The 25,223-nt window shown below is 48.0% G+C and carries 20 protein-coding genes; 11 read left to right on the top strand and 9 right to left on the bottom strand.

Annotation, left to right across the window (positions count from 1 at the left end; translation table 11 throughout):
- Positions 1-116: 116 nt before the first annotated feature.
- From hemW to rph, 3 genes are read right to left on the bottom strand one after another with little or no spacing between them, the layout of a single operon-like run.
- The gene (gene hemW, locus ABJO30_05905; GenBank protein MEP3232342.1) at positions 117-1,271 is read right to left on the bottom strand and encodes a radical SAM family heme chaperone HemW; all 1,155 of its coding nucleotides are present in this window, start codon (positions 1,269-1,271) and stop codon (positions 117-119) included.
- The gene (rdgB, locus tag ABJO30_05900) at positions 1,268-1,915 is read right to left on the bottom strand and encodes an RdgB/HAM1 family non-canonical purine NTP pyrophosphatase (GenBank protein MEP3232341.1); all 648 of its coding nucleotides are present in this window, start codon (positions 1,913-1,915) and stop codon (positions 1,268-1,270) included. Before rdgB ends, hemW begins: the two co-directional genes overlap by 4 nt.
- Before the next feature lie 4 nt (positions 1,916-1,919).
- Positions 1,920-2,633, bottom strand: a complete 714-nt coding sequence (gene rph / locus ABJO30_05895; protein MEP3232340.1) for a ribonuclease PH — start codon at positions 2,631-2,633, stop codon at positions 1,920-1,922.
- A 160-nt stretch (positions 2,634-2,793) separates the two neighbouring features.
- On the opposite strand from rph, the gene ABJO30_05890 reads away from it, so the two are divergent.
- The 9 genes from ABJO30_05890 (at position 2,794) to ABJO30_05850 (ending at position 13,198) form a co-directional block, all read left to right on the top strand.
- The gene (locus ABJO30_05890) at positions 2,794-3,648 is read left to right on the top strand and encodes a metal-dependent hydrolase (GenBank protein MEP3232339.1); all 855 of its coding nucleotides are present in this window, start codon (positions 2,794-2,796) and stop codon (positions 3,646-3,648) included.
- A gap of 43 nt (positions 3,649-3,691) precedes the next feature.
- Positions 3,692-4,510 carry a methyltransferase domain-containing protein gene (locus tag ABJO30_05885; protein MEP3232338.1) on the top strand — a complete coding sequence of 273 codons (819 nt, stop codon included), beginning with the start codon at positions 3,692-3,694 and terminating at the stop codon, positions 4,508-4,510.
- A 138-nt stretch (positions 4,511-4,648) separates the two neighbouring features.
- The gene (locus ABJO30_05880; GenBank protein MEP3232337.1) at positions 4,649-5,611 is read left to right on the top strand and encodes an MBL fold metallo-hydrolase; all 963 of its coding nucleotides are present in this window, start codon (positions 4,649-4,651) and stop codon (positions 5,609-5,611) included.
- 131 nt (positions 5,612-5,742) lie between these two features.
- Positions 5,743-6,810 carry a heat-inducible transcriptional repressor HrcA gene (gene hrcA, locus ABJO30_05875; protein ID MEP3232336.1) on the top strand — a complete coding sequence of 356 codons (1,068 nt, stop codon included), beginning with the start codon at positions 5,743-5,745 and terminating at the stop codon, positions 6,808-6,810.
- A gap of 166 nt (positions 6,811-6,976) precedes the next feature.
- On the top strand, positions 6,977-8,053 hold the full coding sequence (locus ABJO30_05870; GenBank protein MEP3232335.1) for a hypothetical protein: 1,077 nt from the start codon (positions 6,977-6,979) through the stop codon (positions 8,051-8,053).
- 11 nt (positions 8,054-8,064) lie between these two features.
- The gene (locus tag ABJO30_05865) at positions 8,065-9,195 is read left to right on the top strand and encodes a hypothetical protein (protein ID MEP3232334.1); all 1,131 of its coding nucleotides are present in this window, start codon (positions 8,065-8,067) and stop codon (positions 9,193-9,195) included.
- Between the two features lie 10 nt (positions 9,196-9,205).
- On the top strand, positions 9,206-11,155 hold the full coding sequence (locus tag ABJO30_05860) for an ATP-binding protein (GenBank protein ID MEP3232333.1): 1,950 nt from the start codon (positions 9,206-9,208) through the stop codon (positions 11,153-11,155).
- On the top strand, positions 11,152-12,498 hold the full coding sequence (locus tag ABJO30_05855; GenBank protein ID MEP3232332.1) for a DUF6638 family protein: 1,347 nt from the start codon (positions 11,152-11,154) through the stop codon (positions 12,496-12,498). Before ABJO30_05860 ends, ABJO30_05855 begins: the two co-directional genes overlap by 4 nt.
- Before the next feature lie 10 nt (positions 12,499-12,508).
- On the top strand, positions 12,509-13,198 hold the full coding sequence (locus ABJO30_05850) for a DUF1523 family protein (protein ID MEP3232331.1): 690 nt from the start codon (positions 12,509-12,511) through the stop codon (positions 13,196-13,198).
- A gap of 4 nt (positions 13,199-13,202) precedes the next feature.
- Here ABJO30_05850 and ABJO30_05845 read toward each other — a convergent pair whose 3' ends face one another.
- From ABJO30_05845 to ABJO30_05820, 6 genes are all read right to left on the bottom strand, one after another.
- A complete protein-coding gene (locus ABJO30_05845; protein MEP3232330.1) occupies positions 13,203-13,877 on the bottom strand; it encodes an urea carboxylase-associated family protein in 675 nt (224 codons plus the stop codon).
- 310 nt (positions 13,878-14,187) lie between these two features.
- Positions 14,188-15,432, bottom strand: a complete 1,245-nt coding sequence (locus ABJO30_05840) for an FAD-binding oxidoreductase (protein MEP3232329.1) — start codon at positions 15,430-15,432, stop codon at positions 14,188-14,190.
- 139 nt (positions 15,433-15,571) lie between these two features.
- Entirely contained in the window at positions 15,572-18,187 is a 2,616-nt protein-coding gene (locus ABJO30_05835) for a TRAP transporter large permease subunit (protein ID MEP3232328.1), read from the bottom strand.
- 70 nt (positions 18,188-18,257) lie between these two features.
- A complete protein-coding gene (locus ABJO30_05830; protein ID MEP3232327.1) occupies positions 18,258-19,286 on the bottom strand; it encodes a TRAP transporter small permease subunit in 1,029 nt (342 codons plus the stop codon).
- A 112-nt stretch (positions 19,287-19,398) separates the two neighbouring features.
- Complete coding sequence (locus tag ABJO30_05825) at positions 19,399-20,481, bottom strand: TRAP transporter substrate-binding protein (protein ID MEP3232326.1); 1,083 nt, start codon at positions 20,479-20,481, stop codon at positions 19,399-19,401.
- A 353-nt stretch (positions 20,482-20,834) separates the two neighbouring features.
- A complete protein-coding gene (locus ABJO30_05820; GenBank protein ID MEP3232325.1) occupies positions 20,835-21,545 on the bottom strand; it encodes a spermidine synthase in 711 nt (236 codons plus the stop codon).
- A gap of 182 nt (positions 21,546-21,727) precedes the next feature.
- Between ABJO30_05820 and ABJO30_05815 the strand changes: the two genes are divergently transcribed.
- Positions 21,728-22,864 (top strand): SRPBCC family protein, encoded by a 1,137-nt coding sequence (locus ABJO30_05815; protein ID MEP3232324.1) that lies wholly within the window; start codon positions 21,728-21,730, stop codon positions 22,862-22,864.
- 88 nt (positions 22,865-22,952) lie between these two features.
- The gene (locus ABJO30_05810; GenBank protein ID MEP3232323.1) at positions 22,953-25,178 is read left to right on the top strand and encodes a SulP family inorganic anion transporter; all 2,226 of its coding nucleotides are present in this window, start codon (positions 22,953-22,955) and stop codon (positions 25,176-25,178) included.
- Positions 25,179-25,223 lie beyond the last annotated feature (45 nt).

The raw sequence follows: 25,223 nt of genomic DNA, 5'->3' as shown, positions 1-25,223 counted from the left end.
GGGTATTAAAGCGGAAGCAAACAAAGATAACGTTATCTAAATTAAATTAGTAAAATTTTTTAAATGGCAGGGTTAACTATTGTTTAAGGTATGAACAGGAAATGGCAAAATTGAAATCACATCGCCAAGTCTGCAACCACTGCATCAAGCACAAACCAACCCTCGCGGCTTACGCGCACGATGTCATCGCTTAGGCGCTCTAACATGCCGTCACCGATAAGTGAGGCGATCTGCTTTTCATCAATATGACGTCCGGCATAACTTTCAAACCGCGACAAGCTGATGCCTTCTTTAAGGCGAAGCCCCATGAGCAACATTTCATCACCGGATGCTTCTTCGCTTAAGACTTCAACATTCCAAATGCCGTTGCCCTTCTCACCCACATTCGCCATCCATGTTTCTGGATAGGCTTCCGTCGCCATGCCTGTCCGCTCGCCATCAATGAAAAGCCGCGAATGTGCGCCCGGTCCAATGCCCGCGTAATCGCCATAACGCCAATAGGTGAGATTGTGCCGGCTTTGATAACCGTCTTTGGCATGGTTTGAAATTTCATAAGCAGGCAAACCACGGGCGGTGCAAATGTCCTGTGTCACGTCATAAAGAGCACGGGCATGATCATGGTCTGGCGGGGTTAGTTTTCCTGCATCAAACAGCTTTTGAAACGGGGTGTCTGGTTCGATGGTTAGCTGATAAAGCGAGAGGTGATCGGCAGCATAATCAATCGCAAGATTAAGTTCATCCTCCCAGTCTTCTAGCGTCTGGTTGGGGCGGGCATAGATCAAATCAAATGAGATGCGCGGGAATGTGGCGCGGGCAATTTCAACCGCTTGAATGGCTTCATCCACATTATGGATACGACCTAAGAATTTAAGATCGGCATCCTTTAGGCTTTGTACGCCAATCGAAAGACGGTTCACGCCAGAGGCTCGATAGGCTTCAAAGCGTTCGGCCTCCACTGAGGAGGGGTTCGCCTCCATCGAAATTTCAGCGTCATTCGTCATCGGCCAAGTGTTGCGCACTTCCGTGAGGATCGCGTCTAACGTATCGGGGTTCATCAGCGACGGCGTACCGCCCCCGAAGAAAACGCTGGTGACAAGTTTGTCTTTAGTGAGCGAGGCAAAATAAGCAATCTCACGCTTATAGGCCTCAACATAATCAGCCTGCGTCACCCCGCCATGGCGCACGTGAGAATTGAAATCGCAATAAGGACATTTCGCTTCACAAAACGGCCAATGGATATAAATGCCGAAGCCGGGGTCTGTGTTGATCATGCCTTGTCCAACAAACAGCTTTCTGCAAACATTTTAAACGCCCGTGCGCGGTGCGACAAAGGGGCTTTGTCGCCGCCGAGATCTGCAGGTGTCCAGCCGTGTTTTTCGTCGGCTGTCATTTCACCAAAAGTGCGCGCGCGATCATCGGGTTGAAACATTGGGTCATAGCCAAAACCATGTTCGCCGCGCGGTGGCCAGACGACTTTTCCGTGCACTTCACCGCGAAACATCTCATAGTGACCATCAGGCCATGCGAGACAGAGGCAAGCCACAAAATAGCTCGCCTTGTCTTCGCTACCAGATGTTTCCAGCTTTTCCTGCACATTGCGCATGGCGCGGCCAAAATCTTTGTCCTCGCCTGCCCAACGCGCTGAATAAATGCCTGGATCATCGTTGAGTGCTGCCACGCAAAACCCAGAATCATCAGCCAACGCTGGCAAGCCTGTAGCAGTCGCTGCAGCCTCCGCCTTCAAAAGCGCATTGGCCTCAAACGTTGTGCCGGTTTCTTCTGGCTCGGGTAGATTGAGGTCAGAAGCTGATTTTGCCACAAGACCAAAGGGCGCGATCAACTCGTTGATCTCGCGCACTTTGCCTGCATTGTGACTGGCGACGACAAGCGTGTCGCCGCTGAGTTTGCGTGCCATGGGTTTAGCCAATCGCTGCTTTTTGCAATGCAGTCAATTCCGCAACGCCTTTTTTGGCAAGCGTCATCATTGCTGCAAATTCATCTTCAGAAAACGGGTCTTTTTCAGCCGTGCCCTGAATTTCGATAATGCCGCCTTTGCCACTCAAGACAAAGTTTGCGTCTGTATCTGCTTCGCTATCTTCTGGGTAATCAAGATCGAGCACAGGCTCACCTTGATAGATACCGCATGAAATAGCTGCCACGTGGTCTTTCAACACGGTGCCTTGCAAGAGCGAACGATCGCGCATCCATTCAATACAATCATGAAGCGCTACCCATGCGCCTGTAATAGAAGCTGTGCGTGTGCCGCCGTCTGCTTGAATAACATCGCAATCAAGTGAGATTTGTTTCTCGCCAAGAGCTTTCATATCAACCACCGCACGAAGCGAGCGACCGATGAGGCGTTGAATTTCTTGCGTGCGACCAGATGCTTTGCCAGCCGTTACTTCGCGGCGCATGCGGTCAGATGTTGAACGCGGCAACATGCCATATTCAGCTGTCACCCAGCCTTTACCACCACCACGCAACCAAGGTGGCACACGTTCTTCTAAACTGGCCGTACAAAGCACATGCGTATCGCCAAACTTAATCAAGCAAGAGCCTTCAGCATGTTTTGAATAATTACGTTCAATGGTAACAGCGCGCATTTCATCAAGCGCTCGGTTGGATGGTCGCATTGTGAGTTCCTTTTCTACGTTACGATCTACTTAACGGCGTCCTGTTGGGCTGTCGAGGGGGTATTGACGAGTTTGCTCATTGGCCTTGCCACAAAAATGCGTTAGAAACCCTTTATAATCAGGTTACTGCATAGTCTTTCGCTAAGGTTCATTTATGGAAATGACTGACAAACACATTATCCCGCGCAACATTACCTTTGGGATATCAAAAAACCCAACGCGACATTGGTTGGGTGGGGATATGATGGCGACTGCGTTGATTGATTGCATGTCCATTCTGCTGCCTGAAGGCGAGCGCTTTTTCATCCGCTCTTTAAAGCATTATTTGCCGCTCATTAAGGATGAAGAACTGCGCCAAGAAATTAAGGGATATTCCGTTCAAGAAGCTTTTCACACGCGCGAACATCTCGACTACAATAAAGCTATGGCCGACATGGGCTATGACGTTGATGAGATGGAAGCGCCCGTTAAGCGGTTTTTGAACAAAGACCAACCAGCTGCGATCAATTTGGCTGCGACCTGCGCCATCGAACATTTGACGATGAGCTATTCCATCGCAGTTCTAAGAAATATGGACATGTTTGAAAACGCCGCCGCGCCCTATCGCCGCCTGTGGGTTTGGCATTCAGTTGAAGAGCTTGAGCACAGCGCCGTGTCCCTTAATGTTTATCATGAGGTAACCTCCAAATGGCCCGCATGGAAACGGTATTTCCTTCGGGTGGGCGCGCTCAATGTAATCATCTATCACATCACACAAATCATCTTCAAAAACATGGCAATCTATGCCAAGCACGATGGCCAGAAAACGGGTTTTTTCTTCAAATTCAAAATACTATGGACGATGTATGGAAAACCAGGCTTTATCCGTAAAGCGCTTCACACCATTGCTCGTTATTACCTCCCGTTCTATCGTCCCAACCCCAACCACTATAAAAAAGAACTGCAAAAGGGCCGCGAATGGATTGGGCGTGAAATTCCTGAACTTGCACACGATTCCGTGCCACACAGCACGTAATCTCACTTTGCTAAACAACCCCGTATCCTAATTTGAAAAGCTAATGGCCAATCGTCTATTTTCCAGCATTCTAAAAGCCGCCAGCCAAGGGGCATTTCCCAAAACGCGCAAGCGTATATGGAAATTTATCTATACGCTCATGGCGTGGTTTTGGCGTGATCCAAATTGGCGGTTTATGAATTATGGTTATGTCCCTGATGAAGAAAAGCCCTTCCCCTTAGATGAACGCGACGAAGCCGATCGCGCCTTTATCGGGCTTTATTATCAAGCCGTCGAAGGATTAGACCTTTCTGGAAAATCTGTTTTAGAAGTTGGCTGCGGTCGTGGTGGGGGTTCGTCTTATATCGCGCGTTATTATGATTGCACGCAGGTCGTTGGTGGCGATTTTTCATCGTCCACTGTTTCAGTCGCAAAGAAACTGAACAAAGGCATTACCACCCTTTCTTTCGAAACGGCAGACGCTGAAAATCTGCCCTTTACCGATAATTCTTTTGATGTGGTGGTCAATATTGAATCGTCCCATTGCTATTCCGATGTGCCAAGCTTCATCGATGAAGTCGCGCGCGTCTTAAAACCTGAGGGAATATTCAGCTGGGCCGATTTGAGAGGCCGTACTATGACGGACAAACTCGAAGCCGATATCAAACACGATGGCCTATCACTAGTTCACAAGAAAGACCTGACCCCCGGCGTCATTCGTGCTTTGCGCTCAATGTCTGATAAAAAGCAAGAACAGATAAAAAAGACACCCTTTTTCAGGCGGTTCATGTCTGAGTTTGCAGCCACAGAAGGGACAACCCTTTTCAAGGGCTTTCAAAGTGGCAGCGTCATTTACGAAGCAAGACGATATAAGAAAACATAAAGGTTCAACAGCCCACCTCACAAAGCCGTGTTTTGGCGTGAGCAAGTTTGACGTGGATCTCTTCATAATTTTGCTAACCTTCCAGCACGGTGGCGTATTAGGTCATTCGTTCTTTCATCCTCTTACAGGAGCATTCTTATGACTGATTTCTCACGACGCACCATGCTGGCATCTGCCGCTGGCGTTGCATCCCTTGGACTAACCGGAAACCTCGCATTCCTTCCTGCCGCACATGCTGCGGATGTTCGCAAAAAAGGCTTTTACTCATATAAGGTCGGCGATATTGAAGTGATTTCAATTTACGATGGCTTTTGGAACAAAGCCCATGCAGAAGGCTTCGTCATCGGCAGCTCCATTGAAGAAGTAACAAAGACGCTTCAAAGCAATGGCCAATCTGGCGAGCATATTCCAATCGAATTTGCTTATACCGTTTTGAAAACTGGCAATGAAGTTATCATGGTCGATGCTGGCATTGGCAAAGGTGCGATCCCAACTGCTGGTGCTGGTGCTGATGGTCTTGCAGCTGCAGGCATTAAACCAGAAGATGTAACGAAAATTATCGTTACCCACATGCACCCAGACCATATCTTCGGCCTTTATAAAACAGGCACGAATGAGCTGATCTACAAAAATGCAGAGATCATTATTGGTGAGACTGAATTTAAATTCTGGACAGACCCTGCCGTCATCGCAAAATTGCCTGAGCGCCGCAAAGGTCTTGCTGGACGTATCCAAGCAACTTTGGCTAAATGGGACAATGTCTCTCAAGTCAAATCAGACCAAGAGGTTGCCCCTGGTATTCGCAGCGTTGACACACCAGGTCACACACCAGGCCACATTGGCTTCCACCTCAGTTCAGGCAGCGAACAATTGCTCCTACTTGGTGACTTGATCATCGTGCCTGCGTTGTTCCTTGAGAATCTTGATTGGCAGCTTGCGTTCGATTCTGACAAAGATATCGCAACGGCTACACGTAAGAGCGTTGTTGCTCGAGCAGTGGCTGACAACCTGCCAATTGCAGGACACCACTTTGGTTTCCCAAATAGCGGTAAAATTGAAAAAGACGGCAACGGCTACGTTTTCAAGCCAGTCTCCGCTTAATCAATCGCTTACAAAATCAAACCCTTCCCGCAAAATATTGTGGGAGGGGTTCTTTCATAAATTATCGCTTGAGCTTAATGCTTAGTCATTGAATAATCGGGTTCTAATAAGAATCCCATTAGGACTAATTTTTGGCGACCAATAACACCCCAAGTTTGCAAGATGTAGACGAACGCTCACGCGAGATTTTCCGTCACATCGTTGATACCTATCTTGCTTCTGGCGAGCCGGTTGGATCGCGCAATATATCAAAGGCTCTGCCCTCAGGCCTATCAGCCGCGTCCGTGCGCAATGTCATGGCGGACTTGGAAGGCCTTGGCCTCATCTATTCCCCACATACAAGTGCTGGACGCATGCCGACCGAGACGGGTTTACGGTTCTTCATCGATTCCTTAATGGAAGTCGGCCCACTCAACATCGAAGAACGCAACCAGATTGAGCAACAATTACCAAGCCAAGCCGATTCTCAGTCTTTAGATGATGTGCTCGCTAAAACTGGTTCGATCTTATCAGGCCTTACCGGCAGTGCTGGTTTAGTTTTGGCAAAGAAACAAAACTCTCCCCTCAAGCATGTTGAATTTGTCCGACTTGATGAGACGCAAGCATTGGTGGTTTTGGTCAATGAAGATGGTCAGGTCGAAAATCGCGTCTTGCCCCTGCCGGCCGGCACAACAGCATCCGCATTAAGTGAAGCCACAAATTATCTCAACGCCCGCATTCGAGGTAACACGCTTGACCAAGCAAGGCTGAACATCGAAAAACTCTATACATCCGCCAAAGAAGAATTGGATGATTTGACACAACGCGTCGTCGAAGCAGGCATCGCCTCTTGGGTGGACACTGGCGACAACGTTCCGCCAACGATGATCGTGCGCGGTCAATCCAATTTGCTGGATGATATGAGCGCACAAAATGATCTAGAACGCATCCGCCGACTGTTCGATGATTTGGAAGCGAAAAAAGATGTCATGCAGCTTTTGCAATTGGCTGAAGAAGGAGACGGCGTTCGCATTTTCATTGGCTCCGAAAACTCCCTGTTCTCGCTTTCCGGCTCATCATTGGTGATCTCACCTTACAAAGATCAAGACAATCGCGTGGTGGGTGCACTTGGTATTATCGGACCAACACGTCTTAACTATGCACGTATTATTCCGACAGTTGATTTTACAGCGCAATTAATCAGTCGCATGCTGCGCTAGTACTTTGAAAAGACTGTGTTAAAGTAACTAATATAGAACTTTTTACTGATAATAACATCTTCACATCGCAGATGATTTAACATCAAATGCAGTCACATTTAGTTGTAATTTAGAAAAAACAACCCATATGTAGTACATACAAGTCGTTGTTTTAAGAGGGGAATAGATGTCGAAATTTGAAACTCAGATCGCAAATGCACAACAAGAGTACGCCAACGCTCAAGTAAAAATGAATGAGCTGACCGCAAAAATAGACGTTGCTAAGTCTAAACTTGATGCAGGACAAGATATTTCAATAGACATCGAAAACGCCTCTTTAGATGATGTTCATGCCCATACACAGGCAATGGACGCAAACATCGCGGACCTTATTTTAGGTCTTGATGATGTAACGGCTGGTTTCTCTAAAGATTTCGATTCAATGCGCAGCAAAACTGGATGGGAGAGCTTCGTTGGTTTCTTCTCCAAAGATCGCTCTGAGAGCCTGCGCCAAGAACGCATGCGCACGGCAAGCATTGATGACAAGTTGCAAGACCTGATCACGAAATCTGATGTCATTACAAATCTTTTGCAAACTCAGCTCAACACACTGAATGAGCACCGCACCCGCGTCGAAAGTAATTTGACCGAGACACTCGCAGGGCGCGAAGAAGCGGTTGGTGCTTTAGAAGGTATCAAAACCAAACTATTGGCGATGGATCCTAAGATCATTCAGCTTGAAAACAAAATTTCAGTTGAGACGGATGCGGCAACCCGCACGAAGCTTGAAAGTGAGCTTGCTGAACTCAACAAAAACTACAATGAACTTGCCCAAGAAGAGCAAGTGAAAGTTGCTGAAAGCCAAACCCTCGAACGTTATATCGAGAAGGGCAAAACATGGGTAGACAGCTTGCAAAACCAAGCAGCGACCCAGATGGTACTGATCAACAAACTACAAACAGACACCAAGCAACGTGTGGTTTTATATGATGCGCTCACCAAATCTTTGAAGACGGCGCAGCAACAAGATGTTGCCCATAAAATCAACGAGATTGGTGTTGCAACAGACCAAGAAGCGCAAACAGCTATGGCAGCAATTGGTTCAGCAACCAACACGCGCATGGCTGAGATGATGGAAAGCCACGAAGACCACATGGTTTTCGCCCGCAAAGTTTTGGAAGAAAAAGCCAAATCAGACGAGCGTTTTGCCCGCCGCTTTGAGAAAATCATCGAGAAGCATGACAAGAACGCCTACGGCGCTTAGGCTTATTAATTATGGCAGTGGATTACACACTGGATCACGGAGCGATTGAAGACGCTCACGCGACCAGAAGGTATTTTAATAAGTTCGAGAAAATCATCGGCCACTTAAGTGAAGTGGCCGCCATGACCACCGATGATAAAGAGGTGCTCGAAAAAGAAATTCCGATCATACAAGATTATCTGGATGCGTTGGCCAATACGTTCACCGCGCTCTCCTACAAATATCTTTTTGCAGGGCGCGTATCTTCGTTGCTGCCAGAACTTTTGGATATTGACCGCCAAGAGAGCGGTTTTCCGATCTATCAAGAACTTCTGCAAATGGCGAGTGATGCCATGCAGATGGAAAAACACTTGAAGAGCCTGCCAAGTTTGCAAAAACTCAAACAGGACATGGTGCGCCATATTCTGAATGAACATTCAACGCCAAATGAATTTCAATTTGCCGCTTCGCAGCGTCTTTATTACGGAAAATTGGCCGAGAAAAACCTGTTTTGGGCGCAAAACGATCCTCAAGCCGCATGGCAGGGCAACCTAGGTCCAAGTCGCCGCAAATATCTGGTGCATTGGGCGCAATATGACAGCCAGCTCAATATTCCGGTGATCTATCTGATGGACCTAGAAGACAGTGGTTCCAGCGCGATTGTAAAAGACGAGCGCAGATGGCCACGCGTTCAAGCGCAGCTTATGGCGCAATCATCTGCTTCCTTAAAGCTCGTCACAATTGCACGCGGCTTTGACGAAGATTTTGATGATCTGCATCCAAAGCGCCTACGCCGTTTCTTTGTGGGTCCAATGTATAGCCACGCGTTCACTGAACAATCAGGACCGCTGCGTGATGTGCTTGCAGATGCAAGTGGGCAAGAAGGGTTTGATTGGTCTTTAGCATGGACGGTTGAAACGCTGTTGTCTGAACGGACAGAAACGAAATCAACTGGCTTCTTTTCATCCGCAGAGCGCCAAATTTATCAGCTTGATCCACTCGCCAATGTCGGCAAGGCAGACGAAGGAGCAACCCATCAACAACGCTCTCTCATTTTGCCACAACGCGCTTATCAAGTTTTGGAAGAACGTAATCCACCAGGGTTTTCAAATGTACGTAAATACGTCGTTGGCAACCGAGGCCGAATTTTAAGTCACAAGTGAGTCTTATAAAATGAGCTTATCTACCGATTTGATGGAATTAAAAGAAGAAGAAATCCGCGAGAAATATGCGCTCTCAGAGGCGATGCTCGCAGGCTTTGATCACACACCCCGCATTGCCAAAGCGCGCGCGACGGAAGCGCCTGCTGAACGCTCGCCGGGCATTGGCACCCGCCGCCGTTTCCGCTCAACAACGCCAGGGTTAGTCACCAAATCAACAGCGCGCCCTGAAGGGGTGCAGCTTGGTGCGCGTATTGAAGCATCTGATGACGGCGACGCGCTGATGTCGACGATCCAAGCGAGCGCCTTGCGCGCCCTTCGCCGTGCGCTCAGCGTTGCGCAAGTCACCAGCGACCAGTTTGCTGAGCAGACGGGTCTTAGCAAACTCATGCGTGACAATCTGGCTGGCACTTTAAACCCTGCCAAAAAGACAGAATTTGAAGACCTACTTGCAGCCTCTGCACTGATCTCCCTGCATGTCTTTGCCAATATGACAGATTTTCTGCTGACAGCAGCAAGCGCTGAAAGTGGCGAGAGTGACGCGCAAAGTGATGAGGTTGAGGAGATTGTTACAGACAATCCACAGATCGCCCTTCATGGCACCTTATGGGAACTTGAACAGACACTCGCACTCCTTGCTAAAAGCGATGTCGATCTGATTTCAATAATTACGTCCCACTGCGAAAAGCTGATGGAAAAGGTTGCACTGCGGGCAGAAAACAATGCCCATGTCGCAAGTTTCACCGCTGCAAGTTACCGTGTTGAAGAAGACGATTTCGAGATCAACGGCTTCACGCCAACAGCACGCGGACGCTCGTCTTCCATTACGATGAGCTTTAAAAAGCCGAACGAAGTGGTGGGCAATCACATCGCGAAATACCAAGCGATGAAGCTTTCTAAAATGCTGATGGCCTATGACTTTGAGCGCAAGCTCAACCCCTTTGCCGAGCTTGGCGGTTTCATCTTCACCTTTATGGGTGACGGCAAACCGGGCACGGGCAAGACCACGCTTATTCAAATGATGGCGGGCATGGTGCATGACTATTGCCAAAACGCAGGCTACCCTTTTCGCTATCAAAACCTCTCCACTGAGAGCATCGACAGCTACCAAGGCAAGTCCGCGCAAAACGCCAAAGCCTTCATCAAAAACGTTCTCGACCCGAATGTTATTGGCTTTGGCACGATTGATGATATTGACCAGCTCGCAGGCAAACGTGGCGACCGCCAATCTTCTGCCGGCCAGCTCGAAATCACTGCCGTGTTGATGGAAAGCTTCGCAGGCGCCAACACTGTTGTGCGTGGCAATTGTACGTTTGGCATGTTCTCCAACTACCCCGAAAACGTGGATGACGCCCTTCGCCAACGTGCGGGTGCTCGCTTCCTCGTTGATGGCCCGCAAACCCGCGATGATTACATCGACATTTTGCATCTACTCATGGGCAAGAACCACGATATTCCATTGGGCGATCATGGTTTGTTTGAAGCGCAGCAAATTAAGAAAGCCGTTGCGGCATCCTACGAAAGCCACGCCCGCCCACATGAAGAAGGTTTGTTGAATGTCTTTGACCGCGTGAACAGCGAGATTGGCGAACTTGATACGATCGCGAAATTGGGCAGCTATCTTAAAGGCATTCAAGAAGCAGACGAACGCTTCACGGGCCGTGCGATTAAGAACATTACAGATGCGATTAAAGTGCGTGCAATGGACTTTGAGCTGCCAGATGAATGGATGGAAGATACCGAGATTTTCCTCACCAAAGACTATGACACTAAGAAGTCGATGATTGCAGAACTTGCTCAACCAATCACCGTTGACATGGTGATCCAAGAGATCAACCGTTATGCTGATAGTGAGTTCCGTTACGCGGATAAATCAGACGAAGTGGCCATTGAAAATGCCGTGCGAGAAATGCAGCGCATGGAAGAAGCCAAACGTCGTTATGTGGAGCTTGACCGCTCATGATGCGACTAGTCAAACGTGGATTGATGTTTGGAAACCTTTATGAGGTTTCTTCTCGTGCGCTTGTCGGGCGTTACAATCGTGCGCTTGAACAACTGACAGGCAAGACCACTGAACTGACAGAATTTCACATTGATATTTCTGGTTTCTCACCAGAGGTTGGCGACGAACTTGGCGACCTCAATTACCTCAATCCAGATGGCTTAAACCGACAGTTCATTCTGCTTTCCATTGAGCAGCGAAGCGCGCCTTTGCTGAACGCTCATTTTTCCATGTCGCGATCCATTTTACGGCGTTATATCGACCAAAACGAACAGCAACTTTTCGCGCTTACGGCCCGTGATGCGGTAGTGGGTGAACTTTTAAATTCTGTCTATTCACTGGATACACCGCGCGCACTTTTGAACATTCGTACTCTCGAAGTTGAAGCCGATACAGTTGAAAGCCATGTTGCTGCCAGCGAGGAGCTGACCGAACGTATTTTCCGTTTCATGGAAGAAGAGGATGCGTGGTGGGATGATGTTTTGATTGCTGAGATGATCGAACTTTCAAAGCGCACCGGCGACATCATCAAAAACCCTTTAACGCTAGAACCGCAAGGCTACATGCAGGACAATTTCTACACCTCTCATTTTGGTGGGATGTATGTGTTTAAAGGGATGGATGACCCCGCCTGTATTGCCGTGAACGAAATGAGCGAGGAGGACAAAGCAGAATTGCCTGTCGAATATCCTTGCAGTCTTAAAGACCGATATGACATTGCCGCTTTCTTGGACGTCAATGATCTGGTTGAGCCGATTGGCAATGGACGCGGCGTTCACGCGCCATCGGTTTTGAAACAGAAACTTGATTTCATCGTGGTTGATGTTGCCGCCAATCAAGGTGAGAATCTATCACGCACCTCTCGTCGTGACCTACGCGCTTTGCGGCGCAGATTTCACGACAAGATGCCGCCAGAATACCACACGATTGAAGAGATAATCCGCGCACTTGAATCAAGCAATACCCCACCCAGATTGAAACCGCATGACCCTGCCTATTTTTATGTAATGCGTGCTAAGCGACATGAAGATCGGGATTTGATCAATATGCTATTGGCTCAATTAACACCGTTAGACTTCAGACAGCTCTACATCTGTCACAAGGATGCGTTTTATGATGCTTACCGTACGTGGAGTGATGGGAAGAAAGACTATGTCGCCAAGTTTTTGGAAGACGAATATATGGTAGACAAAGCAGGTGCACGTGAAGCTCTGTTTGGTCCTGAACCATCTATGTACGACGCAAACGAAGGTGTCGACATCGGTCTGGGTGAAGGTGTCGGCCCTTGGGGTAAGCGCAGTTAGGAAACGAAATATGACTTATATAAAATGGATTGCAAGCGCCCTTCTCGCCGTTATCGTTCTAAGCTTCCTGCACTATACGCTGCCACAACGTGACATTGTTCATATCGTCGGAACCGAAGTTAAACGCGTCGATGTTAGTGACAGTTGGACCCGCATTTTCTGGGCATCGGTTGATGCTGGCCAATCGACAAACACACCGACACGCGATGTTCGTTTCGTCAATGCAGAGCTGCCAAATGGTGAGCCTTATGTTTATCGCAATGAAGACACCGAGTGGAGCTGGCCGCCCTATTTCAAGTTTGATAGCGGCAACTTAACAGCGGAAGCACAGTCTCTTGCAAAACAAGATAAGCGCTGGGTTGCGGTTAAACATTATGGATGGCGCATCCCCATTTTCTCAATTTATCCAAACGCGGTGAGTGTAAAGAAAGTTGACGGGCCAGACGCGTTTTTGATCCCATGGTTCAACATCATCTTCTTCATCATTCTAGCAATCATCCTGTTCTTCATTATCCGCACAATCCTTCGCTTTAAAGCCAAGCGCATTGATCCTGTGTTGGAAGACATTGATGACATGGTGGACGACGTAACCGACAGCGCAGCAGCTGCTCGTGCAGAAGTTGAGGCGACAAGCAGCGGTATTCTTGGCACCATTCAGGCATGGTTTAAAAAGTGGTTCGGCAGCGGCGCCAAAAAATAAAGCGCTAGACCACCCGAAACATCAACTCACTTGGCTGAACACCAACGCCGTTGACGGGTGTTAAATCCTGCGGACAGGCAGACATGACGGCAACACAATCGGCAAGTGCTTTCAGCGATATAGTATCGCCTGCCTTTGAAACGGGAGCCTCCCAAGAATAGGCACCATCTTCTTTCACCGGAATGTTCATCCAGATATTGAACGGACTTGGCACATGGGTTGGCGTAATGCCTATCGCGGTAAGCGCCATGCGGAAATTGTCGGCGCAATTATCATGATAATCGCTCACGCCAAGGTCTCGGTAACGAGGTAAATCACAACAGGCGATTAGAATATCATGCACCCCTGGTGAGGTGTCTTCGATAATCTCAATCAATGGCTGCCTGCGATTGGTCACAAGGATATCGCCTTGGTTCACATAGACCCGCCCAAGTGATGTGCGACACTGTTCCATACCCAAAAACTCGGCGGAGCTTTCGAGGGTAAGAGCGAAAAAATCACAGACCTGATTGCCCTGAGGGTTGGTGATCTCTAGCACCTCACCTTGGCGAAGTTTAACGGCACGGCCCTGACGGGCTGGGATAAGATACTCCTGCCCCTTTTGCGCATACCCATCAGCACTTATTGGCGCATGAAGCGTGTCATTCTCACCGTCATGATCAGCGGGTTGATAGGCCATTATGCATCCCTTTTCTCTGTCTTGGGCATTTCAATAGAAAGGTTCTCACGATCCCAAATTCTCCTCAAGTTGAATTAATTTCAGGAGAACGTCGCAGTGTGCATTATGTCACATCTTGATGCACATTAATTTCATATATCAAATTCATCGGAAGGGGAGATAGACCATATATTTTGGTTTTCATTTCCGGTTACCACTCTTTTTGGGGGGTACTATCTGCTCAATGAGCAGGTAAATATACTATAAGACTGGAGTTTTTCTCCCGTATCCCGGCTCTCAAAAGGAGCTGGGATATTGTAGTTTGGGCACGTTAGCTAAATCGGTTGGCATCGAAAGCAGACAAATCAATATTCGGTTTCTTGCCGGAAATCATATCAGCAAGCCACCGCCCTGTTTTTGGTCCAGCGGTTAAGCCGATATGTTGGTGGCCGAACCCTGTCCACACATTGGGCGTTTGGTTTACAGGACCAATCAAAGGGAGTGAATCGACCGTTGAAGGACGACGCCCCATCCATGTGTCGATCCTGTCGTAGGTAAGCTCCGGCATTATGCGCTTTGTTTCAGACATTAAAAGGTCGATTGGCACCTTACTTGGCGCATCGTCGATGCCTGCATATTCAACAATGCCAGCGCAACGCAGTCGGCCCTCCATCGGTGTCATTGCAAACTTCGCAGCCGCTACCATTGTTGGGCCTTTGAGTTTGATAGATGGGTTTACAAACTCAACATGATAACCGCGTTCAGCTTGCAATGAGACTTTCACACCGAGCTTTTTGGCAAGGTCACCAGACCAGACCCCATTAGCTACAACAACGTGATCGGCCTCAATTGGCCCCTCAGTTGTTATCAACCGGCGGGCCTCTCCATTTTCACATTCTATATCTTGCACTTCCGCAATTTGTAAAACGCCGCCTTCTTGGACCATGTGCGCTGCCAACGCTTTGACATAGGCGCCAGGGTCCGTGATGTGGCCGTGGTTGAGGCAGCGTACAGCAAAACCAAACCGCCCTATGAGCGAGGGGTCATAAGCAGCGATCTCTTTTGGCCCCATTTCAACAAATTCAAAACCCTGCTCGCGCCTTATCTGCCATGCATAAGCATCCTTCTCGTAAGAAGCTTTGGTGTCATAGCCAAACACATAAGAACCCGCTTCAATGAAACGCTCAGCACCTGTTCCATTTGCTAGTGATTGATGTTGTTGAACACTATCTTGGATCATTGATGTTAAGGCGGAGGCAATGTGGTTGACCCGATCATTGCGGCTGTTCTTCAAAAACTGCCAGAGGTAGGTCACCATTTTTGGCAAATGAGAAAGACGGATGAATAAGGGCTGCTTTGGATCGAGCAGCATAGCCGGTGCTTTCTTCCAAATACCAGGAACAGAAACGGGCACGATTGCAATTGCAGCAAGGATACCAGCATTGCCATAAGAGGTTCCAGCGGCCGGTCCTTCACGATCAATGACAGTGACACGGTGACCTGCTCTTTGAAGCCAGATGGCGGTTGAAATACCAACAATGCCGGCACCAACAATTGCAATATGTTTTTGGCTCAAGACGCGCCCCTATTTCACCATGTAGAACAACAATCGATACACTAGGGGAGCGCCCTGCTTTGACGCAAGAAGTTATTGGCGCAAACAAAAAAGGCGGAGCAATTGCCCCGCCTGATTTAAATTTTCTGGTTCTTAAACTTTAGAAGTTCAAACCAATATCGCGGTGACCAGAACTACAAGAAGCAACATAGAGCGCTTGCTCGCGTGGAAGGCGTTTTTGCTGACGAAGGGCAATTGTATTCGCAATTGATGCTTCATAACTTTGCAATGCTGGCAACAGTTCACTTGCTGCTTTACCGCGCCAAACAACGGCACCATTAAAGGTTTCAGTCGCTTCGGTAATGAAAGCATCACCCTTTTCGCGATCTGCTTTCTTACCTTTCATAGCACGACGGCCTTTAGCAAGAAGCTTGCGAATATCGCTTGTTCCTTCAATTGCTTTCAAAGTCTGTTCTTGAGCTTTGATAAGATCAATTGCAGCATCATTGTCAGCACCAGAAAGATCAGCCACAAGTTTATCCATGCTCGCTTTTGCATCAATAAAGGCTTGTGTTCCTTCAAATTCGGCAATTGCCTCTTGTACTGGCTTAGCGGCATTATCAACTGAGCGACGATATTGCGCCCGTGCTGTACGCTCTGCCTTGGTGAGCTCACCATAGGTTTTCTGCGCATCATCCCATTCAGCTGGAATGAGTTTCTTCAACTCATCCACTTCACCTTGTAGGCGAGCAATATTGGCTTCTTCTGTTGTGATCACAGATTCGTTGCCGCGAGCACGCTGAAGGTTTTGCTGAGATTGTTTGATTTCAACATCAAGAACACGAATGTCACGTTCGATACCGCGAACCAAAGTGTGGATCGGGCGGAAGCCGTCTGCTTCTGCTTTCACCTTAGCCTCGGTACTAACGATATCGTCCATTTTACCAAAGGTACCATTTGCTTCTTCAAATGCCTCTTCCAATTCCTTGCGGAGTTTCTTTGGAAGATAAGACAGATCAACACCTTGGATAGTTTTGATTGACTGACGCAGCTCATCCCCATTGGCTTGGAATTGGCCGTGAACATATTGTTCCATGCAATATTGAAGCGCAGGGTTAAGCGGCGGCGGTGCCGTATCTGATGTGAGGGATGAACGGTTCGGTAGGTAGTTCACCAAAGATGGGTTTAGACCAACAATGACAAGCGCCATAAGTTGTAAACCGATGAAGAAAACAACGCCCTTATACATATCAAGCGTTTTAACAACCGCAGGTGCAACGCCTCTGAGATAGAAGAGCGCGAAACCAAATGGCGGGGTCAAGAATGATGTTTGGATGTTAAGACCAATCATCACACCAAGCCACACAGCCGTCACGTTTGCTGATGGATCAGCAAGCAAGATCGGCGTTACGATTGGAACCACCACAACGGCAATCTCAATAAAGTCGAGGAAGAAGCCAAGGACGAAGATCACCAACATAACGATGATAAACTTACTCCAGAAACCACCAGGCATACCCTCAAGGAAATGCTTGACGAGTTCTTCACCACCGAAAGCGCGGAATGCAGCTGTTAGCATAGCAGCACCAAGCAGGATGATGAAAACAAGCGATGTGGTTTTCGCTGTATCAAGCATCACCTCACGCAGCGTGTCCTCAATTTTCAAGGTACGCCATCCACTCCAAACGATCCCAATCACCAAAAGCGTGACGAAGATGATGGCAAGGATCAAAGCGAATTGATCTGTAGATGTGTTGATGCTTTTTACATTCACTGTGAAGTTCGAAAGCACGAACCCAAGACCAACAATTGCAACCAAGGTCAATATTGCTGGATAGAAAGTGTTTCGCTGATCAGGGAACAGGCGATAGCCCGCCATGACCATAGCACCAGCCGCACCAATCGCACCAGCTTGGTTCACAGTCGCGATACCGCCGATGATTGAACCAAGAACAAGGAAGATAAGTGTAAGAGGTGGGATCAAGATAAGCATTACACGACCAGCAAATTTGCGGTCATATTTTCCGTCATAAGCAACAGCAGGCGCTTGGCTTGGACGAAGTAGGGCGAACCCAAGAATGTAAAGCACATAAAGACCAACAAGAACGAGGCCTGGCACCAAAGCACCGAGGAACATATCACCCGCTGATGTTGAGATAACGCCGAACTCTGACGGCATAGTCAGCTCACCCGTAGACGCTTTATAAAGCGCCTTACGCGATGCATCGGCTTGGTCAACCGCACTGGCCAATTGGTCAGCAAGAATGATCAATACGATAGAAGGAGGAATGATTTGTCCAAGTGTACCCGAGGCAGCAATTGTGCCTGTCGCGAGAGACTTTGAATAGTTCTGCTTCAGCATGGCTGGCAATGAAATCAAGCCCATAGCAACCACGGTCGCACCCACGATGCCTGTTGTTGCAGCAAGCAATGCGCCCACGAGAACAACTGAGATACCAAGACCACCAGGAACTGGGCCAAACAGCTGCGCCATCGTTACGAGCAAGTCTTCAGCGATCTTAGAACGCTGGAGCATAATGCCCATAAAGATAAAGAGCGGGATCGCAATCAGCGTATCTCGTTCGGGTTCCCAATAAACCCCTCGAAGATTTGTAACGCCGGCACTGAGCCACTGGACGGGACCATCTTGCGCAAAGAATGCATCAGCATCCCCTGCAAACAAGTAGCCGCTGAGGGCTGCAATGGCGATTGTTAAAATTGCTGAGCCAGGCAATGCAAAGGCTACTGGATAACCAGAACCTAGCGCATATGCCATTAAAACAACCAAAAGGAGGAGGAATAAAAGTTCCATAACAGGAGATGCCTTAAAACGTATTCAAACTAAATTACATGACTTCGTGGCCGGTGACCCGACCACCAGCTTCACCGCGGGTATCCGCAGTGGCGCCGAAGAACTGACTGACAAACTGGATCATCATCGACACCGCGAAAATGCCCAAGAACCCTGCCATGAAGTATTTGATGTAGAGACCGAAGCCGGCCTGCGTCACTTCAAACACAAGGATTGGGCTAACAATCACTGCGGATTTAGACCACATGCCCATGAGCAAGATTGTCCAGCAAAGCGGAATGCCGAGGAACACAGCGCCCCAGCGATTGATCTTGCCTTTGGTCTTATGACGGAAGCCTGCATAGAGCAGGTCAACGCGCACATGACCATCGTCAAGAAGTGTGTAAGCAGAAGCAAACAAGAACAAAGCGCCGTACCAAAAACGTACAAGGTCGGCCATGAAGGCTTGTTCATAAGAAAACACGAAGCGGGAGAACACGATTAAGAGTTCTGCACCCACAACCAAAAGAGCTAACCAATGGAAGCCAAGTGTTCGGGTCATTTTCCCCAAAATGATGCCAAGCACCACAAGTGGTGTATGGACGAACAGGCCGCGAAACTGAGACCGGCCCAAATCGCCCGTCAAATCAGCACCAACAATACCTGCCAACAATCCTTCTACTCGAAGGAATGAAATAACCATATCGACCATACCGACAAGCAAAACAATCCAGAAGCAAGCACGGATTACAAAGGCGCAAATGTCGTTGGTCAATTTCTCATCATCGCGCAGAGTGCGTGATTTGGTCTTGGTGACCAAAGCAATAGCAACGGCGATAGAGATAAAATAAAGAGCGAGTTGAATAGCAGATTGGGCTGTTGACCCATCGCCATTTGAGAGCCAACCGAACAATTGTCCGATACCAGGCCAGCCTCCCCAAAACGTCAATACGACATTTATTAAAAAAGCGGCCATTAGACTTAACACAGTCCAGCCGATAATCCGAATAGCAACGGCGGGCGTAGCCTCTACCAATGTTTCTTCAGCTGCATCCATCGTGGAAGCATTGCCTTCAGCAGCCATGCTAGCCCTCCCCATAACCAATCATTACGATTACAAATACTCAATTAGAAACGGGACGGCATTACAACCGCCCCGCATTTTTATGTCAGTTCTATTGTCTGAAAATCAGACCTTAGAGACCTAGAACACGGTTCCGTTTCATGACGTACGCAGCGTCTGAAATCGCAGTCCATGAACCGATGTCTTTACGAGCAGAGATAAAGCTGTCGTAGATTTCTTTTGAAAGCGGGCTGTGATCGCGCGCTTCTTCAAGAACTTCAGCAGCAGCTTCACCGAATGAGTCATAAACATCATCGTTGAATTCACGAAGCTCAACACCATGCTCTTTTTGAAGCTTAGTGAGGAATGCACCGTTGTTGGCGTTTGTTTCAGCCATTTGACGTGCATTTTCTTCATTTGCAGCAGCTTCGATGATGGCTTGCTCAGTCTTAGTAAGCGTACCCCACCATGCGCCGTTCATGCCGAGTGCAAGCTGTGAGCCTGGCTCGTGCATACCTGGCCAGTAGTAGTATTTAGCTGCTTCGTAGAACTTCATGAAGAAGTCATTGTAAGGGCCAACCCACTCAGTCGCGTCGATCGCACCTGATACAAGGTTTTCAAAGATTTGACCGCCTGGAAGTGAAACAGGTGAAGCACCCAATTTCGCCATAACGTCGCCACCAAGACCAGGAATACGCATTTTAAGACCTTTAAGGTCGTCTGCAGATTCGATCTCTTTGTTGAACCAACCGCCCATTTGAACGCCTGTGTTACCAACTGCGAGGTTTTTCAAACCAAATTCGCCGGCAATTTTGTCCCAAAGCTGTTGACCGCCGCCGTATTTAATCCAAGCGTCGATTTCAGTGTATGTAAGACCAAATGGTACAGCTGTGAAAGGAGCCCAACCTGGGTGCTTACCTTTCCAGTAGTAGTCAGCAGCGATGTATGCTTGTGAGTTGCCTGATGCAACTTCATCAAACGAGTCAAACGCACCAACACGTTCGCCAGCAGCGAAGTATTGAACGTTGATTGAACCTTCAGTTAGCTCAGCAACACGAGCGGCAAAGCGCTGCGCTGAAATACCAAGACCTGGGAAGTCCCGTGGCCATGTGGACACGATTACCATGTCTTTTGAGCTCTGCGCGATTGCAGGAGCTGCAAGTGTTGTTGCACCAGCTGCAAGAGCGGCGCCTTTTAGAAAATTGCGGCGTTCCATATAATTCCCTCCGAATACCCTACGTTATCAGAATGATAGATAGGGTCATTTTATACTTACGAACGTGTTTGAGTGGTTGATGCCAACACTGGAATTCCCGAGTTACTTAGTTGAGCCCCTTAGGCAACCAATTTCAGCACCACGCAAATACGTCCTCCCACCAGAACCTAATGCCCTGGTCTGGCCGGACCCTACCAATTCAAAATTTGTGATGCAAGTTCCGTTTCAGCTGTTCATTTGGGTGAGTATTTATTTTTTGATCAAAAATTAGTCATTTTCGCCACCAAACGGCCAGCCGGTATTTATTTAACTTGATTCAAGCTAAAATACTAATAATAACTTATTTTCAGTTATTATTGCGCTAGATACACACATTGCGTGAAAGTATTGCCAAGATACGGGTTAGGAAATGTCACAGGCTCTGCCCAACTTTTATCAAACACCTGCGCCAATCGCGCGGTGAAATCTGGATCTTCTGTCGTGTCTGACCACAAACCGAAAACACCCCCCGGCTTCAAGTGGCTCGCAATCGCGCGCAAACCTTCAACATGGTAAAAACTTTGGCTGCGTTCATCCAACAACCAATCAGGCGTGTGATCAATATCCACTAAGATTGCGTCATACTTCCGTTTTGGCTGTTCGTTATCGAATCCGCCTTCAGAGCGTACAAGTTCAAAAAAGTCACCTTGGCGGATTAAACAACGCGGATCAGAGGATAACGGCGGCGTTAATGGCATGAGATGGTCGCGATGCCATCTGATGACCGGATCCAAGAACTCAACCACTTGGAGGGAAGCCACCCGCTCATCTTCTAAAGCAGCGGCGGCCGTATACCCCATGCCTAGCCCTCCAACCACCACATCAAGTGATGAGCCTGTTAAAGCCGACAACCCTAGTTTTGAAAGAGCCACTTCAGATGCCGTGAACAAACTCGACATAAGATGCTCGTCACCCAAAATAACCTCATAAACATCCTGATCTAACGACAAAACACGCCGACGGCGCAGACTGATCGCGCCGATGGGCGTTGGGCAATAATCAATTTCCTCAAAAAGGGCGCTCATATAAAGCTTTCTATAAACATTGGTGGAGGCTTTGGTTTAAAATGGATAGAATGACGTTACACGTGACACTCAAACAAGCAAACTACTTCTATAAAACAACATTTGATTTGCTGAAAAAACGGACGTCTTGCAAAATCAAAAGGCCACTTTAATCAACAGGCAGACCTGAGGAGGCGAACCCCATGAACATGCACCACAAAGCAACCAGTGCTGTTGAAGAGCTAAGGGCGAATGTCGCTGTCCCTTTCGAGCGCGCCCATGCCATGCCGACAAGTGTTTATACGTCTGAAGAATTTCTCGAATTAGAGCTTGAGCATATTTTTCGCAAAGATTGGATTTGTGCGGGACGTGCCGAAACATTGCCAAATACTGGAGACTATCTAACGCTAGAGATTGCAGGCCAACCCATCATGGTCATCAGAGGCCACGACGGTACATTGCGCGCCCAATCCAATGTTTGCTTACACCGCATGTCGACACTATTGGAAGGAACCGGCAATACGAAAGCAATCGTCTGTCCCTACCATGCTTGGACATATAATTTAGATGGAAGTATGCGCAGTGCACCGGGCATGACGCTCAACGAAGCCTTTTGCAAAGACAAAATGCACTTGCCTGAAATCAGGTGTGAAACCTATTTAGGCTGGGTCATGGTGACGCTTAATCCAAATGCACCTTCCCTTGCCGAAAGCCTAATAGGGCTTGAAGACATGATCAGCGATTATGGGATGGAGGATTATCAGCAAACTTATTGCGAAACCCATATTTGGGATACCAATTGGAAAGTGCTGACAGAAAACTTCATCGAGAGTTACCACCTTCCTGTTTGCCATGCTGGTACTGTTGGTTGGTCGGTTGATCTTGAAAAAATGGATTGCCCAGCAAGCCCGCCCAATTTCAACTATCACACCATTTTAAAAGACCCAGAATTTAAATTATCCGTCGCGCACCCCGACAACAAAAAGCTCACGGGCGAACGGCGCCTGACCACTTATCTCTTTTGTCTTTACCCAAGCCTTATGATCACGCTGACACCTGGCTATTTTTGGTATTTGAGCCTTCATCCAATAGGAACTGGGAAAGTCCGCATCCAATATGGTGGTGGGATGAGCCCCGATTTTATCGGTGACCCAGAAGCTGAAAAAATGCTGGCTGATACCAAAGAATTGCTCGACCGCGTTAATCAGGAAGATAAGCATTGCACAGAGAAGGTCTATAAAGGTCTTAGCTCTGGATTGGCCAAGCCCGGCCCACTTTCTCATTTAGAACGGCCAAACTATGATTTTGCCAATTATATAGCTTCACGTATCTGCACTTGATTATATCAGGAAACAATTCATTACTACGGCACAATAGCTGCGAATACTTTAGATTTTAGGCAATTATGCCACCAGGAATAAATCAAGCATGTCAATTGAAGGCAAGACGACTCAGCATGGGCAAAATTGGGGCCGGAGTGTAACGCCAAATTTCATGGCAGGGCTGGTATTAGGCCTTCTCAACATTGCGACAGCTTTATCCATCGCCGCCTTGATATTTTCTGGCCCTCTTTCCAGCGAGCTATCTGCTGGTGTTGGCATATTCCTAATTTCCACTCTTTTTTCAGCACTCTCCCTCCCGCTATTCAGCGATTACAAAGCGAATATAGGCGGGCCGCGCAGCGCGCAGGCTCCCATCTTTGCAGCCATGGGTGTCAGCATCGTCTCTGCCATGAGCGGTGCAGACGCAAAAACAATTGCCATCACGGTGATGATCACCATTCTGATTTCCACCCTTGCAACCGGCATACTTATGTATGGGGTTGGCCGCGCTAAACTTGGCGGTTTGGTGCGCTACATCCCCTACCCCGTGATGGGTGGCTTTTTCGCAGGCCTTGGTTATTTGCTTATTATCGGTGGGTTGAACGTCGGGCTTGGCGGCCACAGTGAAGAAACTTTGCTCGATTATATGACGTCTAAAAAGACGCTCACCTTATTATTGCCTGTCGTCATCGTCGGCATCCTTCTTTATGGCCTCGACAAAAAACTAAAACATTGGTCTGTCGTGCCATTGACTATGCTTGCTGCGGGCGGCGTGTTTTATGGTGTTTTGTTCTTAACAGATACGACAATGAGCGAAGCAACATTGCATCATTGGCTTCCCCCAACACCATCTGCAACTGCCACCTTTTTCCCGCCCCTTGTCCCATCAGATTTTGCGCTGGTTAACTGGACAGCTATCACGCAACAAGCAGGCGCAATCGCCGTACTGGTCTTCCTCAGCATCATCATGTTGCTGCTTGATGTCTCAGGCATTGAAGTTGTGTTGAACAAGGACATGGACCCGAACAGGGAATTGGTCGCCGCTGGAAAAACAAATGTAATCGGCAGCTTTGTTGGCAGCCCGCTCACCTTCCAAAGTGTATCTGACGTGCTTGTTTCCCATAAGCTTGGTGGCACCAACCATATTATGGTTGTGGCTTACAGCTTGATCGTTTTCGCCGCCATCGCCGTTGGCCCCTCCCTCATTACTTGGATACCTAATTTTGTTTTAGGCAGCGTCCTGCTCTTTAGCGGTGGCGGTCTTTTGATTGTGTGGGTTTGGGATCTGCGTAAAAAGGTGGCTCTGGGTGACTATCTTGTGGTTTTGGTCATTTTGGCTGTGATGATAAACTTCGGCATTTTAGAAGGCATCGCGGTTGGTGTTGTCATGGCGATCTTCTTGTTCGTCCACCAATACAGTCGGCTTAGCATCGTGAGATCCCAGTTAAAGGCTGATGAGTTCAGCAGCTCAGTGGATCGTCATCCGCAAGAGCAAGCCTTCTTGGATAGCCAAAGGGGCGTCTGCGAAATTTTCATCCTACAAGGTTTCCTATTTTTCGGGTCAGCCAGTCGCTTTGTTGATGAAGTGAAAGCGCTTTTAAAGTCGTCTGATCAAGAAAATCTTCGCTACGTCCTCATAGATTTTCGCGCAGTGGACGCCCTCGACACGTCAGCCGCGAACAGCTTTTCAAAACTTGCACAACTTTGCACAAACGCTGATCTCACCCTTATCCTTACAGGCTGCTCTTATAAAATTACGAAACAGCTTCAAAATCTTGAAGACATTAAAATAGCCGGCAACCGCGTCGTGTTTTTTGATGACATTAATAGTGGCATTGAATGGATGGATGACCAACGACTGGAAACGTTTGAAGGAAATAATCTAGGGGGAACTGCTGATATCGCCGCTCTCACACTGAGCATTTTGGGCGACGAGCTCACCTCAAAGCTTATTCTTGACTACGGTGAAATTGTTGAGCTTGAAGAAAGCAAAATGCTCTTCGAGCAAGGTGATCCCGGTGATGCGCTTTACTTCCTGTTGAAGGGTGCCCTCAATATCAGTATCGACCTTGGCGACGGAGACAGCTTGTCGGTGCGCACCATGCGCGCTGGTGCTGTGGTTGGCGAAATGGCCTTGTTCACAGGTGCCGCAAGATCCGCAACAGCCTTAGCAAAAGAAGAATGCACCTTATGCAAATTGAGCGTCCAGACGTATCAAAATCTGCAAAAACAACATCCAGCACAAGCCGGTATTTTCCATACTTATATTATTCAACTGATGTCAGACCGCCTAAGCAGGGCCAATAGAGAAGTCGTCGCCCTTTCGCGCTAATTTCTTTCCATCCACTCAAGGTTCTTTACGCTTACCCTAGGTAAT

It is taken from the genome of Hyphomicrobiales bacterium, assembly GCA_039973685.1.
GTDB lineage: Bacteria > Pseudomonadota > Alphaproteobacteria > Rhizobiales > JACESI01 > JACESI01.
This window is presented reverse-complemented; position numbering and strand designations above follow the sequence as displayed.

Excerpts from the sequence above, each read along its gene's own strand:
- hemW (MEP3232342.1), bottom strand. The coding sequence starts at position 1,271 with ATGATCAACACAGACCCCGGCTTCGGCATTTATATCCATTGGCCGTTT.
- rdgB (MEP3232341.1), bottom strand. The coding sequence starts at position 1,915 with ATGGCACGCAAACTCAGCGGCGACACGCTTGTCGTCGCCAGTCACAAT.
- rph (MEP3232340.1), bottom strand. The coding sequence starts at position 2,633 with ATGCGACCATCCAACCGAGCGCTTGATGAAATGCGCGCTGTTACCATT.
- ABJO30_05890 (MEP3232339.1), top strand. The coding sequence starts at position 2,794 with ATGACTGACAAACACATTATCCCGCGCAACATTACCTTTGGGATATCA.
- ABJO30_05885 (MEP3232338.1), top strand. The coding sequence starts at position 3,692 with ATGGCCAATCGTCTATTTTCCAGCATTCTAAAAGCCGCCAGCCAAGGG.
- ABJO30_05880 (MEP3232337.1), top strand. The coding sequence starts at position 4,649 with ATGACTGATTTCTCACGACGCACCATGCTGGCATCTGCCGCTGGCGTT.
- ABJO30_05870 (MEP3232335.1), top strand. The coding sequence starts at position 6,977 with ATGTCGAAATTTGAAACTCAGATCGCAAATGCACAACAAGAGTACGCC.
- ABJO30_05865 (MEP3232334.1), top strand. The coding sequence starts at position 8,065 with ATGGCAGTGGATTACACACTGGATCACGGAGCGATTGAAGACGCTCAC.
- ABJO30_05860 (MEP3232333.1), top strand. The coding sequence starts at position 9,206 with ATGAGCTTATCTACCGATTTGATGGAATTAAAAGAAGAAGAAATCCGC.
- ABJO30_05855 (MEP3232332.1), top strand. The coding sequence starts at position 11,152 with ATGATGCGACTAGTCAAACGTGGATTGATGTTTGGAAACCTTTATGAG.
- ABJO30_05850 (MEP3232331.1), top strand. The coding sequence starts at position 12,509 with ATGACTTATATAAAATGGATTGCAAGCGCCCTTCTCGCCGTTATCGTT.
- ABJO30_05845 (MEP3232330.1), bottom strand. The coding sequence starts at position 13,877 with ATGGCCTATCAACCCGCTGATCATGACGGTGAGAATGACACGCTTCAT.
- ABJO30_05835 (MEP3232328.1), bottom strand. The coding sequence starts at position 18,187 with ATGGCATATGCGCTAGGTTCTGGTTATCCAGTAGCCTTTGCATTGCCT.
- ABJO30_05830 (MEP3232327.1), bottom strand. The coding sequence starts at position 19,286 with ATGGCTGCTGAAGGCAATGCTTCCACGATGGATGCAGCTGAAGAAACA.
- ABJO30_05825 (MEP3232326.1), bottom strand. The coding sequence starts at position 20,481 with ATGGAACGCCGCAATTTTCTAAAAGGCGCCGCTCTTGCAGCTGGTGCA.
- ABJO30_05820 (MEP3232325.1), bottom strand. The coding sequence starts at position 21,545 with ATGAGCGCCCTTTTTGAGGAAATTGATTATTGCCCAACGCCCATCGGC.
- ABJO30_05815 (MEP3232324.1), top strand. The coding sequence starts at position 21,728 with ATGAACATGCACCACAAAGCAACCAGTGCTGTTGAAGAGCTAAGGGCG.
- ABJO30_05810 (MEP3232323.1), top strand. The coding sequence starts at position 22,953 with ATGTCAATTGAAGGCAAGACGACTCAGCATGGGCAAAATTGGGGCCGG.